The sequence below is a fragment of the Photorhabdus temperata genome, assembly GCF_025384845.1.
GTDB classification, from domain to species: Bacteria; Pseudomonadota; Gammaproteobacteria; order Enterobacterales; family Enterobacteriaceae; genus Photorhabdus; species Photorhabdus temperata.
The window spans coordinates 22333-37933 of record NZ_JAJAFX010000048.1 but is presented as its reverse complement, the minus strand read 5'-3'; the positions used below and the strand labels follow the sequence as shown (position 1 = coordinate 37933).

Here is a 15601-nt window from a genome sequence, read left to right as displayed (position 1 = left end):
GTTTGTTCATTAACCCAGGAAAACGCGTAGCTGACCTGATGGCTTATCGGGTCAACAATTTCTTCACACACCCACTTGCCGGCTTGATTGAGCCACGCATCAAACTGGGCAAGGAGCTCCCGGGTACTGTCGCGGACATAATTCAACCCATTTTCGGCCAGACCAGCCACCTCCTGCCCGAGGACAACCCAGTCTTCATAGCTGGGTAAAAAAGACCAGGGAGAAGTGCTGAGAAGCGGGAGTTTTTTTGTCAGCGGCTGAGGAATGGTCCCCGGCACACCCTCTTCGGGCGGGATGGGTAAAGCTTCATCATCAGGAGAACCGGGTGGCAGCGGGGCCAGTGGTATGGGATTTTTATAGTGTTGGGAACCGGGTTGATAATGTTTTCGCCACGCTTCATCGTACTGCTTTTGCTCCTCTGTGCGATTATCTATGACACGCATCACCCCAAAGCGTTTTTCTGTCGCAATTAGCATATAATCTTGTTCTTGATCGTCAGATAGATCATCCCCCGGAAATTTCACCTCAATCAACATTTTCAGATTATCAGGGTGCACAGAACCATCGAAGTAGGTGGCATTTCTGCCCGGCCAGCGGAGAGCCTCATCTTTAACCAGAATAATATCGGGGCGGCGAATACGTAGAACGCCAAATTTTTCCATATCATTGGCAGAAGGCCGGGCAAACGGATTACTGGATTGCGGTAAATTATTACCATAACGTTGCTTAGAGTTTTGACTGGTTGCCAGCATGGGTAAGGGAACATCTTGCTCTCCTCGGATAGCAAACACCACTTCCGCTTTATAGGGCCACAGGAAGTCATGTTTAAGCTCCTCAACCTTAATCAACCCACTCATAATGACTTGATTAAGAAAGCGAATAGCCCCCAGTTTGGTGATAATCATCGCCGGCAGACGCAGGGCATATTCGGCTTTTTTCGCCAGATAACAGGGATCTTCATCGGCGGGAAAGACGCCGATTTCCATCGTGCAGGTGATTGATGTGACGGCAGGGCACATCTTGCCGCTGTTGGATATTGCCATACTTACTCCTCCATAAATTCCATAACATACTCTACGGGCGCGTTATCACTGACCTCGTATACGGTTTTCTTCGGCTTGGGTGTTGCTTGCGGTGAATTCAGTTGCAGATTTTCCTCTGCCGCACTCTGCACGGCCATCGGTATTGCCCTGTTCAGCGCCAGCGATTAAACCATTAATGGTGCGTTCGGTAACGCCATTCCAGGTAATAGTCAGTGATGCACTGCGCCCTAATGGGTCATTCAGGGGAATATCATCACGTGAGCTAACCCCCCTTTAACGTCAGGCTATAAAGCTGTGACAGCTCTTCCTGCAAGGTAAATTGCGATACCTGAAAGGTTGTTTGGGGCAGTGCGCCAATTTGGCAGGTGAAAACTAATCCATCCATATTTGAAACCTTACATAATTGAACCCTAATTCTGAAACGGGGATAACACAAGCAGCCATTAAACGCATAATCACGTTCAGCTCTTTTAAATAGCGTCGTGCCGCGCTTCTTCATATTATCGAGCCGGTATTTCAACTTTATGGCTCTGAATACAAAAACAGTTCCAGCCTGTTCCGCAGTAAAAAAATGAAAGCGGGGAACACTCATCACTTAATACGTGGCGTTTGAGAGCACAATAAACCGTTTCCAGCTGAGTAGTGTGGAAATAAATAACAGGGAATCTCGGCCTCTGAATGTTATGACCACAAGATCACGATATTTATCATATAAACATGACAAGAATGTGATGAATATCACATAAAATGGCTAATTAATCGCTATCCATCGTGTGGAATGAATAAAAATTGCCGCAAGTTTTTGCTTAATACGGGGGAAATCTAAAACTTCAAAAGTGTCAAGATATTAATCAGGTATATTGGGGCTGACGATATATGCTTTGAGTGTTTCTCTTTGAATGCGGTGACCGTCTTAACGTAAGCTGCGTAGATTTTTTTAACACTTTATTTATTTCTTCATAATAGATGATTTCTGTAATTACCGTACTTAGACTGACCAGCTAAATAACAGAAAAAGCAGTATTCATTATTTCCTCACTGGGTAAACAATATCAATTCTTTGTTAATTACCCAGTGAAAAAAAATAGACAATCAATTACAAAAGACCATTATTCATTCTATTTTGGAAGAAACATTTAGCAATGTTATCTCTCACATTATCACCAGTGGCCGCTAATACGGTTAGTTCCACCAGTTCCGGCGCTCTTTGAACAATAACACCGTTTTTTTTCAGAAAGAATAGCGCTGTTGTTAAAGCGGTACGCTTATTTCCATCAGCGAAAACATGACCTCTAGCAATGGCGACAAGATAATAGCTAGCTATCTCAAACAAGTCGGTCAACGCTTCATATTCACACAATGCTTGAATACGATACAAAACAGCATCAACTCGACCAATATCTACAACACCACGCAGGCCACCATATCGATCAATCAACTCTTCTCTGATATAACAAATCTCATCAAGAGAAATATGGAAAATCATCGGTCGCTCAATTCCCTAAGTTCAGCATCAAATTCGTCAAATATTGCCGTTACGTCCTGCTTTAATTTATTGGCCGCAAACTCACGATATTCAGCCTCCGAAATGAGTACCGCTTTACCAAATGATTTATGGCGAATGATCACTGGCTCACCGCCAACCGCGGTTTTGTGAACATCGGACAGTTTTGCCCTCGCATCCGTGAAGTTGATAATTTTCATAGAATCACCTGTACAGTTGAAATGTACACACTATAACACAGGCAAAAATAAACTGAATGTACTCAATGCAGACACGACAGTGACCATGAACGGGAAATTCAATAGCATACTCAACAACAACTTGTTTCTGTTGTTTCAACAATATGGTTGTTCTTTAAGTATGCTATTTACTCTTACAACAACTTTTTTACTTACTTATAGCAAATTAATCAGGCAAATTTCCCTTTTCCCATCGTCGTATCTGTCCACGCCGTCGTAATAGCAGCCTTCGATTTACTGTCCAGGCTTGCAATAAAACCATTATCACCCGCTGTCGGGGAAAAACCACTCATGGCCTGAATCAAGGAATCAACCGCGTTGTCTGAAAGCGCAGTAAATTCACGCGCTCCTGTTCTGTCCTTACGCCCCATCTGAGTCACTAGTTTGGCACGATTGCCATTAAAGTAATCATTAAAGGTAACGGAACCCACTGACTCAAATATGCCCTGCTCAGTTCCATCCTGAGTATGACGATTCACTGACAACACCAAATCATATCCGCTGCGCTGGAACCACAAGTTTTGCCAGTCAACATCGTTAAAGACAATCATATCTTCTGCGCTGATATCATTAACCTGACTCTCTATCACCTTACCACTGACCACAAAGCTGTCTACACCCGCGCCGCCCAGGAAACTGTTTTGATACCCCCCCAGCACCAGTGAATCCTGCCCCTCACCGCCATCAAACCGGCTGAATTTCGAAATGGCCGCCGCTATCAGGTGGTCATCACCGTCTCCGCCATTAATCACCGCATGGTAGCCCATCAGCTTAATCACATCGTTACCTACGTTGCCATCAATGCGGTTGTCATTACCAAACACTCTGGCAAAGTCATTACCTTCACCCAAGTCAACCCGGTTGTTATTGCCGATGGTCACGGCGTAATCCTGATCTTCCCCGGTATCCATCTGGTTGTAGTTGCCAGAAGTCACAACGTAGTCCCGGCCTTTACCGGTATCAATAAAGCCACTTTCGCCAAAGACAAATGTCTGGTCATTACCCTCACCCATAAAGACATAGTTAATGCGTCCGGCTACCACCGCAGTGTCATCCCCATTACCGCCAAACATCCAGTTTTCACGTCCCATCAGGACGCCCAGGTCATTACCTTCACCACCGGTAAAGATGTTGGATGTGCCAATTGAGTAATAAACGTCATCACCGCGGCCACCCCAGAAGTTGTTGTTGTCTCCCAGATAAGCACCAAGATCTTTGCCATCACCGCCCCAGTTGAAGTTATAGTTTCCCAACGATACATGGATATCACTATCCCCTTGCAAGTGACCGCTATTACGCAGAAAATCAAACGTTTTCTGCTCCATGTTGAGCAGATCTGCTGTCAGATTCTTTTTCAAATTGGTGACTAATGATTTCATCTCTTCTTGCTTATGTTCACTAAATATCGTCGCAAACAGGTTAGGCAGGTTCAACGAATTGAAGCCAAATGCACGATCTGATTGGTCATCAACCGGTGTCTTCCCTCCGTTAATGGCAACCGGCGACCTTTTTTCCTGATGTTCATTAGGCGCTTTCTCTTTCAGACCATGACTCACAAAAAAGGATTCCACACCTTCCGCATTCATCTTAATGTTCTGTTTTAAACCATCATTTAATTTATCCAAATCAGTAAAGGCTCTCAGTTGATCACCACTGAATTCCCCAATAGTTGACAGCATCTCTTGCAAAATAGCCTTGCCATCAACACGCTCGCCAGTGCGGGAAACAATCCGCCCCTCCGCGGTGTAATCCACACCAAAGATATCCGCTAAGGTGGTATCCGCATTGACACTCGCTAATCGGCCAAGCAGTTTGTTCTTAAGCTGACGCGGTAAATCCCGTGGATTATAGGTAAACGTGGTCCGCGCCATACCGGTTGTCGAGTATTGTTGCGTCATTAAACCAAACAGTGAACCTAGATTGGTATCCAGAATCGATTGTATATGGTCACCGAACATAAAGTTCCAGCTACCGGTTGTGACCTGAATATCCGCCCCCTGACCACCGACCGCAAAATTGAAGGCCAACTTTTCATTGGCTTGACGGAATTTATCTGCACGGCTCATTTTGCCCGTATCAATATTGTTGCCGTGACTGCTTAACCATTGGTTGTATTTCTTGTTCAGTGCAGCTTCCGCGTCACTTTTTAAGCCACGGCTACTGCGCTCATGCTGAGAATCCAGCTCAACCAACGTTTTGTAGTCCACACTGCTGGTCTGGTCCAGACCAGACATATCACGCACAAATTTCTTCGCGCCAGACAGCGTCCACTGCCTATTCTGTGCCGCCAACCAATTCCGCTCTTCACCAGAATGAGCAATGGCTTTCAGTACACCTGTAATACGAACAGCACCATCAAATGGATTAACCAACGGTGGCGTTGGGATTGATTTGTCCATCATCACTATCAGGTCATTACTGCGGCCCTGATTGAAGCTGATGTTGCGGTTACCGATAAACATCTGCGCCCCTTCAAGCGCTTGATAGCCACCGATATTGACGCTGTGCTTACTGTCGCCATTACCAATGTGAACCATCACATTGTTGTCACCAAAAGCCAGTGATTTAAATCCACCGGTCCCGATTTTGACGCTCACGTTTGATGTTCCCCAGTTGATCGCGGTAAATTCACCGTTACCCACGTTCACCTGAATGTTGCCGGAGTAAGTCAGCGGTTTATCCGACTGAAGGTTTGAGCTGACTTCAATCCTGTTTTTTCGCTTCCCCGGTGCAGTGAAAACATTAACGTTATCCGCAATTGTCCCTCTGCTCACGGCATCAGCCTCTGTGTACCCCACCTTGGCGAGGTTGATATCACTTTCTGCAATGCCACGACGCACTTTTTCTGTTCTGGTCGCCAGTTCCCCCTGTTCATTCCAGCGCAATACCAGTTTGTTATCGTCCAGCTTGTTAACCCACTGATTATTTTTATCGCGGGTAAATTTACGGCCTGTCGCGTCAACCGCAACTTCACTGCGACGCGCTGAAACCTCACTACGGATACCTTGTTCATTTAAGGCGGTAATAAAACGATAGGCAAAACCATCCCGTTTATCATCACTAATCAGTGAGCACCCTACGATACTGATACGTTCAGGTTTACCCACCTGGCTAAAGTTCTGTTTGAACTGCTTCAGTTTTATCGCCAGTTCGTCAGCACTGTAGCCACCCAGACGCGTGTTATTTTGGGCCGATTCATCGCGACCATGACCGACAATCTGCCAGCGTAATTTGCCTGATAATCGGTCGGGATTACCATAAACAACATGATATTTACCGTCGGAATCAAGTTTAACGATGACGCTGGACCTCGGGTGTTTCCCCGCCAGATTGATCACGGCTTTCGCGACAATCGGGTCATTTTCCATCTGAATAATGATATGACCATCAAAGCGGGTTCCACGGGCTTCACTCTTTTGCGTAAGGTTCTTTACCACATCACGATGTTTATTTTGAACACCAGAGAGAGTCGATACTATTCTGTCTGCATATTGACTCATCAAAGCACCGCTTTCTTCATGGCCATAGAAGGTTTGTTCACCCGATACGTGGTAACCGGAAGCCATCAGTTTCGCACGTAACTTTTCCCCCTCATGGCCCAAAACTTGATTGTCAGTCAATAACATGATTGGCGTATTAATCGGCAAACCTTTAAGGTTTTTTTCTACTGAAAATTGCCCATTCATCGCTTTTGCCAATGCCCCTGTGATGCCGCCAGGGTTTGGTATTTCATGCGCAGCTATGGCTTCGGCCACATTCGGTATCGGCCTGTCGAGTAACAAACCGGATACTGTCTGATTATTTTGTGCCGCATAGCGAGCAAGATCAACCGCAACCGGCCCACCGATGGAATAGCCATGAATGATGATGTTACCCGGATCAATTCCGCGATCTTTCACCAAATACCGGAACATCGTCCGGGCATCTTGACAGAGTCCTTTTTCACTTGGCCCTCCATCACTGCCACCATAACCACGCATATTGATAGCAAGTATATCAATACCTTGCTTTTGATAATGACGTTGGATAGCACTGGCTTGTTCCTCAGCGGATAAACCTGAACCATGAATAAAAAGCACCACTTTTTTCGCTGCCGTTGTTGAAGGGCTGCCAGGTTTTACGTCACCCAGATGATAATATCCGGTTAAACGCCCCTGCCCGCCTTTTAGGGTGATTTTGCTTGATTTGCCATTAGCAACCGCATTATTCAGTACCGCCTTAGTCTTATTACTGATATGACGGCGATCTTCTTTAAGGCCATGAAGTTCGTTGTTAAAGAAACGAGTCAACGGATTTAAAGGCTCTTCGTCACGTGGCGGGGTACCGTCATTTCCGGTTACCACTGACTCTGATGCTCTCTTTTTACCCAATAGCTTGTCCGATAACGCTTGCAAGGCTTCCACAGAAGAGTCGCTCTGCCCTCTCTCTGAAGCATATTCCCGATAAAGGTGCAGAGTTTTCTCAAAAGCACTGCTTACTGCCTGATTTATCCATAGTTTCCCTTTATCTCCGGCGATATCCATCAGGTCCATATAACTGGCGGTGTAGTTTTGCAGTACCTGTCTGCGTTGAGCCCCCGTCGCCTGCAACGCTTTGTAGATAACCAGACTCTCGTTGACAGAATGACCGCCATCAAACACTAGGAACACCAATGTATTCAGATATCCCTGATCCGCCGGGAAAGTGGGATCTTGGCTGGCGATATATTTATTGAGGTGAACCATGATATTGGTCGAACCAGAGGCCCCCGTCACTACGGAATGTCCTTGCGCCAGCGCGTTATGTTCAAGCGCGGTTTCATGTCCGGGCGTCAGAATTCTGCCTGCGGCAACCTTCCTGCCAGACAGAAAGTCTTCGTACCGATCACCCGATGGCTGGTAAGGCAGCGCAATACCGTAATCATTGGTTTTCTGCTCCGTTATCTTCACTGTGTGTGTTACATCAGCCCATTTAGCTAACTGACTGCTGGTCGAACGGGTCTTGTAGATTTCCTCCCGATAGAAAATATCCCCTTCCGCTTTCCATTGAGATGAACTCAACCCCATGCCATCCACGTTCGACATTTTTACCGCCAGAAACGGTATTTTGATCATTTCAAAGCCGTTATCCACCTTGGTCATCATGGTTTTAAAGTTATCAAAGGTCGGCTGTTGCAGGAATGTCGTCAATTCAGGTACCCGGCTGAACCAGGGGCGAACATCCTTTTGAATAACATTGGCAAAGGCTTGCATTCTGATGGCAATATCACGCACGGGTGCAACAGAGGTATTCTGCATCCATTGTTCAAACTCCTGCACCAGGAATTGACCTGTCCGCCTGGCTGCCGCGATCGCATCCGGTGACACGGTTTTCACCAACGCATGGGCCAATTCTGAATCAAAACGGCGGCCAAATAAGTTATCAATATATTGGGTGGTTGCCTTTTTTCTGCGGGCATCAGTCTGCAATGAAAGCACCAAAGCATGTAACTCAGGGTATGCCTTTAATTGAGTGGCGGCGTCATTAAATAACCTGATGGTTTTTTTGGATGTCACTTGCCCGGTGAGCCAGAGTTCTCTGGCCCGTTCAACCAAAGGCATCGTTTCCGGGATATCTGCCTCTTCCAATCGGCTCATAAAAGCAATGAGACTTTCACTTTCGGTTCTGGGCGCTTCCCGTTGAGCAATTGAGTTCGTTCGGGTCAACGGTGTAATTTGCCATTCAATAAGGCGATCAATGTCGTCTTGTGTTACGCCGCTTTTCAGACCCACAACACGTCCAATACCATCAAGTATTATCTGCGGACTAAGTTGTTCAGCATGTTGAGGCGCCACTGTAATCCCAAGGATCCCAACTGATTCGGCTCTCTGGGCCTGCAAGTGCTCAATCATCCGGCCTATCTTAAAACGTACTAAGTCCACTTGACTGCTATGCAGGGCAAATTCCGCTGGGTTACGCTGTTGCCAATGAGAAAGTGCCTGTTCAAACTGCAACACATGTTCTTCATCAAAATGAGGCATCATTTTTTTGTTGAAAATTTCACGTACAGCAATCAGCGCCTTGCTAAGCTGATTTTTCCGGCCTAATGTTCCCACTCCGGGATTGATAAACAGCTTGTTTCCTTCTTTCAATAAATTAAATTTTAGTTTGTCAAATATAACCGAATTATGTTGGCCCCCCTGCGTATCATTCCCCAGCGATTCTAAATCAACGCCTGAAATTCGCAGGGATCTTCTGACAAACTCACCTGAGCTGTTTAAGGTTGGAGCCACCATGTTGTCAGACTGTGCTTTGACGAACGTTGAAGTATCTAAAACGCCGGTATGTGCTGCGCGAACACCTGCATTTATCTGTAGACGATTAATCGCTTGTTTAGCGCCCGCCAGCGCTTGTAGCTCTTCTTCAGTCAAGCCTTTGTAGAATTTGCCTTTAACTTCCGGCATAGCTTCAGGATCTATATGGCTACCGGTTTCCCCTGCCCCTGTTGATTCGTAGGCCTTGCCAGATAAACCACTACCACCAGCCCCAGCGCGATCAGGTCTGGAATCGCTCTGTTTAGCGCCTTTAGCATCTGCTTGTACCTGAGCCACTTTATTTTCAGCCGTAGCCGTATCGCGCTCACCCCGTTTTTTCGCGTCCTGATACGCAATGTTAGCGTCATTTTCAGCTTTTTCAGCCCGCTGTTGCTGCGATAACGCCTCTTCTTTTCTTAACCCGGCTTTTTTCTGGGCGTCGGCAATATCTTGTTTTGCACTGGCGCGATGCTGCTCACTTTTTTCTACGCCTGCTTCTGATTTCGCAACCGTTTGTTCTACTTGTTGTTGGTTATCAGTAACATACTGTTGAGCAGTTGCTAATTTTCTCTGGGCAATAAATTTGGTGTAATCCAACTCATACTGAACACGTTCCAAAAACTCGGCAGCAAATTGATCGCGCCACGGGTCACTTGCTTCACCGTCGTAATTCGCATAATCATCAAGCGCCTCCAGGTTCTGAGTCATGGAAATCAGTTTGTCAGTTTCTACCTGCGCTTCTGCTTTTATCGCATTATGCTGCGTCAACCCACTTTGGTTAAGGGCTTTCTGATCCGTTAATTCCAATTGTGATTGCGATTTTTCAATAGCTGCCAGTTGCTTATCTTTTTCCTGTTCCAGCAGCAGGCGATCTTTTTCGGCATTTTCTTTATCGTTTAACGCATTCTGCGCCGCTTTATCCTGCTTCGCGTGTTCGGTGACGGCATTGGTTTGTCGTGGGTGTTTAGATTTCGCAACAACGTTATCCAGAATATAGCCGATTCCATCATTCAAACCGGTTCCTTTAAACGCAATTCGGTTATCGCCCGCTTTTGCTGTCAGTTCCAGTGTTGTATTTTGCCATCTCGTTGCATCTCCAGACGTTGAGAATACCTCTTCATTATTCCAAAAAACCTGCATACCATTGTTGGTGAGATAAGCATTGGGACGATTGGCAAAATCAAAGCTCAGTGTAATCACTTCCCCTTCAGACAGATTTTGCAGTTCCTGCCAAATAGTGGTGTTTTTATTAACATCAAGTTCACTGACTCGTTCGCCATAACCGGTATTATCAAGACCATAAGCAGTCGCTGAACTATGCGCCTCAATATCATTGGTTGATTGCCAGCCCAAACCACCTCGTTCGAAGTCACCATTGATAATCAGTGATGTCTCAGATTTCGCAACAATATTGTCTAAGATATAGCCTAATCCATCATCCTGGCCCGTACCTTTAAATTCAATTCGGTTAGTACCCGCTTTTGCCATTAAATCGAGTTTTTGGGAATGCCATATAGCTCGCTCCCCAGAAGCTGAGAATACAGACTCACCATTCCACAACACCATTATTCCATTGTCACTCAGATCACGATCCACCATGTCTAAACGACTCGCAAAATCAAAAGTCAGTGAAATCACTTCGCCTTCAGATAAGTTTTTCAATTCCTGCCAAATAATGGTGTTTTTATCAACATCAAGTTCACTGACTCGCTCGCCATAACCGGTATTATCAAGACCATAAACACTCGCCGGGCTGTATGCCTCAATATCATTGGTTGACTGCCACCCCAAACCACCTTGTTCAAAGTTACCATTGACGATCAGGTTTTCATTCTGGCTTGACGCCGATCTTGTTTTTCGATTCAAATCGCTTTCTATTGAATCAATATCAGGCCTTTCCACCGCGGTGACAGAACCACTGAGATGACTGCTTAAATCTGAATCTACCGGTGCAATTTCATCCATCTGAAAACCATCAATTGCAGAAACTTCCACTAAGTTAATTGCGCCTCTGCCTTTATGTGTCCCAGACGTGTTAGCTTCATCACCCTGAACCAGATAGTTGATCGCCTGACTGCCTCCCACACCTAACGCAGTCTGTTTGATATTCTCAAAGAGGGAAGAGAGTTTGTTGCTTTTTGCAACAGAAAAACTGTAAAAATCACCATTGCCAATCTTAATCGCCACGTTATTGCGGGCATAAGAGGCATTGATACCCAGACCATCACCAACATGGATATTGGCGTTGCCTGCGCCTTTCATGACCGCCACATTTAGGCCATTTCCGACTTTGGTATTAGCGTTATATTCACCCCACACCACGTTAACTGAAACACCGTCACCCACTTTGGTATTCACATTAAGGTCGCCATGCGTGGCAGTCACACTTAAGCCATTCCCCACCGTGGTCGTAACATTGGCTTCGCCTTTCGCGGCGGTAACCTGTATACCATCACCCACTTTGGTGATGATATTGCCTTTACTCCACAACGCATTAAAGCTGTCACCGTGACCAACCTGAGTCACAATGTTTGCATCGGCTTTAGCCAGCACCACATTACGCCCGTCGCCTACTCTGGTGATAATGTTAGCTTTGCCCCAAGCTCCCGTGTAATCATCACCGTTACCGATATGAGTGATGATATTGGCATCACCCTGAACTACCGTGACTTCCTGCTCATCCCCCACTTTGGCAATGATGTTCGCTTTACCTTTCGCAAAGTTGTAACGATCGCCATCCCCTACCTGAGTCAGGACATTGGCATCACCCCAAACGGCGTTCACCCCAGTCCCGTTTCCTACTTTAGTGATGATATTGGCTTTACCTTTGGCGAAACCCACGGTTGTACCATCACCAATGTGAGTCATGACATTACCCACATCGGAAATAAGTAGGCCAACTGTCGTGCCATCTCCCACTTTCGTCAGTATATTGCCTTTGCCAAGCAGTACAGCCGCGGTTGTCGAGTCGCCGACATGCGTGATGACGTTAGCTTTCGCCGCAGCGACAACCCCCATAAAATCATCACCCACTTTGGTGACAATATTAGCCTCGCCCAGCGCCAAAACACCGGTTAAGCCCTTGCCGGCATGAGTCATGATATTGGCCCGACCAAACATTGCCGCCAGAGTTGTACCCTCACCGACTTTGGTCATGACATTCAGCTCACCGACAAACAAGCCAATACTGGTGCCATCACCCACATGCGAGTAGATATTGGCTTTACCCACCATCAAGGCAGCCGTCAGATCATCACCAACCTTTGTCAACACATTGGCCCCACCGATCATGGCGGCAAAGGTATTGCCATCACCCACATGGGTAAAAATATTCGCCTTGCCAATCATTGCCGACAGCGTTACGCCATTGCCCACTTTGGTTGCGATATTGCCTTTTGCCAGCATCAAGGCAACGCTGGCGCCATCACCAATATGGGTAAACACGTTACCAGCGGCTATCATCAGTGCTAATGCGTCGCCATCACCCACTTTAGTGAAGATGTTTGCGATGCCACCCATCAGCGCCCACGCGTCACCGTTGCCAACATGAGTAAAAATGTTCCCCGCACCAAGCATAGCCGCAATCGCAGTGCCATCCCCAACTTTAGTGAAGATGTTGCCGGCGGCTCCCATGACAGCCAATGTCTGATCGTTACCGACATGGGTAAACACGTTACCCACCCCAAGCATGGTACCGGTCGTATTGCCGTCGCCTACTTTAGTCAGGATATTGGCGCCCCCCAGCATGACCCCGGTCGTGTTGCCGTCACCGATGTGAGTCAGTACGTTTGTACCGCCACTCATTACCGCCAGTGTATTACCCGGCCCTTTTTTGGTGAGGATATTGGCTCCACCCAGTGCTATCGCCGTAGTGTCTGATGTTTCAATTTCATCATTAAGATGGATGATAATGTTGGCGCCGCCGAGCATACCAGCAACCAGATCACCAGCACCGAGTTTAGTCAGCACGTTAGCGCCGCCCAAAAATACCGAGGAGATATCCCCTTTTCCTGCTTGGGTGATGACGTTAAAACCGCCTGCCCCTGACCAGTTCGCACTGCCATGACCTATTTGGGTATGGGTGTTATAACCCCCCAACATCTGTACCTGGCTGTTACCATGGCCTTTATGGATCGAGATATTGCCATAGGCCAGAAGATGAGCCAGATATCGCCCATCACCAACCCGCACAAGAACATTTGCCGCGCCACCAGCGTAAACATCCATTTCTCCCCATTGGCTCTGGTGAACAAGGACATTCGCCAAACCCGCCCCACGAAATGTCAGATCGCCCTCTTCACCGCTTTTCACAATGACATTGGCGGCGCCAGCACCTTCAAAATACGTATTACCGAATTTTGATCTATGCAAAATAACGTTAGCCGCACCCGCGCCATTGAAATTAACATCACCGTGCGTCACGCTGGATGTAATAACGTTTCCACCACCCGCACCGCTAAAATAAATATCACCAGAGCTATTACCACTGGTTATTGATGATTTGGTAACATCTTGTTCAGAATAACCTTCAAGACGAGCTAAACGCTCAGGAGTACTGTGATCAACATTTAAATCATAGTGAAGCTGATTTAACGTATAACCCGCTCCGATTGATCTGTAGCCATAAGGATAGGAAAATGTTTCATTCGCTAAACGGCCAGTATAGTCACCCTTTTTATACCAAGCTTTTGCAATATATTTCAGTTTCCCTGTTTCATAATCATTTGCCAGTTTAACTTCAACCACTTTGGTATAGGGCTCCAAAAAGGCGGCATACACATAGGTATTCGGCAGACTGTTTGATTTAACCGCAGATACATCAATTTTCGAACCATCCGCAGAGATTGCATATCCTCCCATTTTGGCATCACTCAGTGTGACATTTTCCGCTTTAACATTGGTATCGCCAGAATAAATCACCCATTTATTTGGTAATAGATCTTCTTCGACACCATGTATCGTGGTTGTTTGCCGATGTACAAGGTTGATATTGGAAAGACTAATAGCACCTTCGTTTTTAATCGGAACAAATCCATTATTTACGGAGATATTTTCCGCAGCGAGATCCTTAAGATGATCACCTGTTTTATACCAGGCAGCAGCGTAATAACGGAGCTTACCTGTTTCAGGATTATTCTGAAGCCGCACGGTAATAACTTTGGTATTAACATCATTGGCAAATGCAAACAGATAAGTGTCAGGCTCTATAGTGGATTTAATCGCGTTAACTTGCTGAGGCTGCTCAATCCAACTCCCCTCCATTGTTGCCGATGTCATGGCAATATCTTTGGCTTGAGCAAACTCTATTTCATTTTCCACACCCGCCTGGGTAATTTCGTTATAAGCCCCTGCGCCAGAGAAATGAATATTACTATGGGCAATATCGGAATAGAGTTTATTATAGCCACCGACACCTTCAAAAGTGATATCACCGCGAGTCTGTTCATACACATCCTCACTGTGGCGTATACGTTCAATGCGGTTTGATGCTCCTGCGCCACGTAAGATAATACTGCCTTCTCTGCCTTTCCGCACAATATGATTATCCGCGCCGGCACCATGAAAAGTGATATCACCTTTCTCCATCCGGGAACTAATGTTGTTTGCCGCACCCGCGCCATCAAATGTCACATCACCCTGAGTTCCCTGATAATGGTTAAACCAGGTACGGTCAATATCATTGGCTGCCCCTGCGCCGACAAAATACAAATTGCCCTGGTCAGTTTCATGCCATAATTCATTATATCCACCCACCCCCTTAAAACTGGTGTTACCCGATGAGCCTCTGCGAACCAGTTTGTTATAGCCGGCAGCCCCCGAATAATACAAATTCCCCGTTTCACCCGTATGATCAATGAAAGCAGCGCCTGCCCCACCCGCAAATGACAGGCCGCCATTTCCCGTTTTACAAATACCTGCGTAACCTGCCGCGCCTTTTACCGAAAGTTCACCATTTGTATGGTATACATCGACTTTAAATGAACCAACCGTAACATTGTCATCCCCGCCATAAGCATAAACGTCACCCCCAACACCAATAGCAGTAATATTATTACCATCATTATCGTCGTGATACTTTCCAGTAAAGAAATACTCTGTACTTCTATTTGATGATTTCCCCATAAATAATCCTTTAATTTATCGTTGAGATTAAGCAGAAAACCACAGTATTTGATAAATACAGCGGTTGTTTTGAATATTTAATTTACTGCGAAACAGTTCAAATTTTCTGATCTTTTAACAGAAAAGCCCCAATAATAAAAATCAATTACGTCCCTTGTATGAAATTCAAAAATATTTAATGTAAATATCTTTTTCTATAAAAACACTAAAAATACAGAGAAGATAATAAAGTCATTTTTAAACCAAGATATAATTTATGATTAATTATAACCAATTATTTTATTCCACAAGAGTAAAAACATTAAAAAATTATAACGAGTAAAATCATATAAGTAAATTAGATAATAACATCCTACTTTTTTAACAAAAAATTTCATCAGATAAATAACAATTAGTTAACGAGAAATCTATAATATCCGT

General features: G+C 45.6%; 6 protein-coding genes. All 6 read right to left on the bottom strand.

Features of this window, described 5'->3' with window-relative positions; all coding sequences use genetic code 11:
* A partial coding sequence (locus LGZ99_RS17445; RefSeq protein ID WP_262979387.1) for a VRR-NUC domain-containing protein occupies positions 1–1043 on the bottom strand: 1043 nt, incomplete at its 3' end.
* Positions 1044–1045: 2 nt separating this feature from the next.
* Positions 1046–1180, bottom strand: coding sequence for a hypothetical protein (locus LGZ99_RS17440; protein ID WP_262979386.1), 135 nt, complete (start codon positions 1178–1180; stop codon positions 1046–1048).
* A 125-nt stretch (positions 1181–1305) separates the two neighbouring features.
* The gene (locus LGZ99_RS17435; RefSeq protein ID WP_262979385.1) at positions 1306–1635 is read right to left on the bottom strand and encodes a hypothetical protein; all 330 of its coding nucleotides are present in this window, start codon (positions 1633–1635) and stop codon (positions 1306–1308) included.
* A gap of 504 nt (positions 1636–2139) precedes the next feature.
* The gene (locus tag LGZ99_RS17430) at positions 2140–2529 is read right to left on the bottom strand and encodes a type II toxin-antitoxin system death-on-curing family toxin (protein ID WP_262979384.1); all 390 of its coding nucleotides are present in this window, start codon (positions 2527–2529) and stop codon (positions 2140–2142) included.
* Positions 2526–2747, bottom strand: a complete 222-nt coding sequence (locus LGZ99_RS17425) for a type II toxin-antitoxin system prevent-host-death family antitoxin (protein WP_023044700.1) — start codon at positions 2745–2747, stop codon at positions 2526–2528. The genes LGZ99_RS17430 and LGZ99_RS17425 overlap by 4 nt, the downstream gene beginning before the upstream one ends.
* Before the next feature lie 209 nt (positions 2748–2956).
* On the bottom strand, positions 2957–15181 hold the full coding sequence (rtxA, locus tag LGZ99_RS17420; protein ID WP_262979383.1) for an MARTX multifunctional-autoprocessing repeats-in-toxin holotoxin RtxA: 12225 nt from the start codon (positions 15179–15181) through the stop codon (positions 2957–2959).
* Positions 15182–15601: the final 420 nt, after the last annotated feature.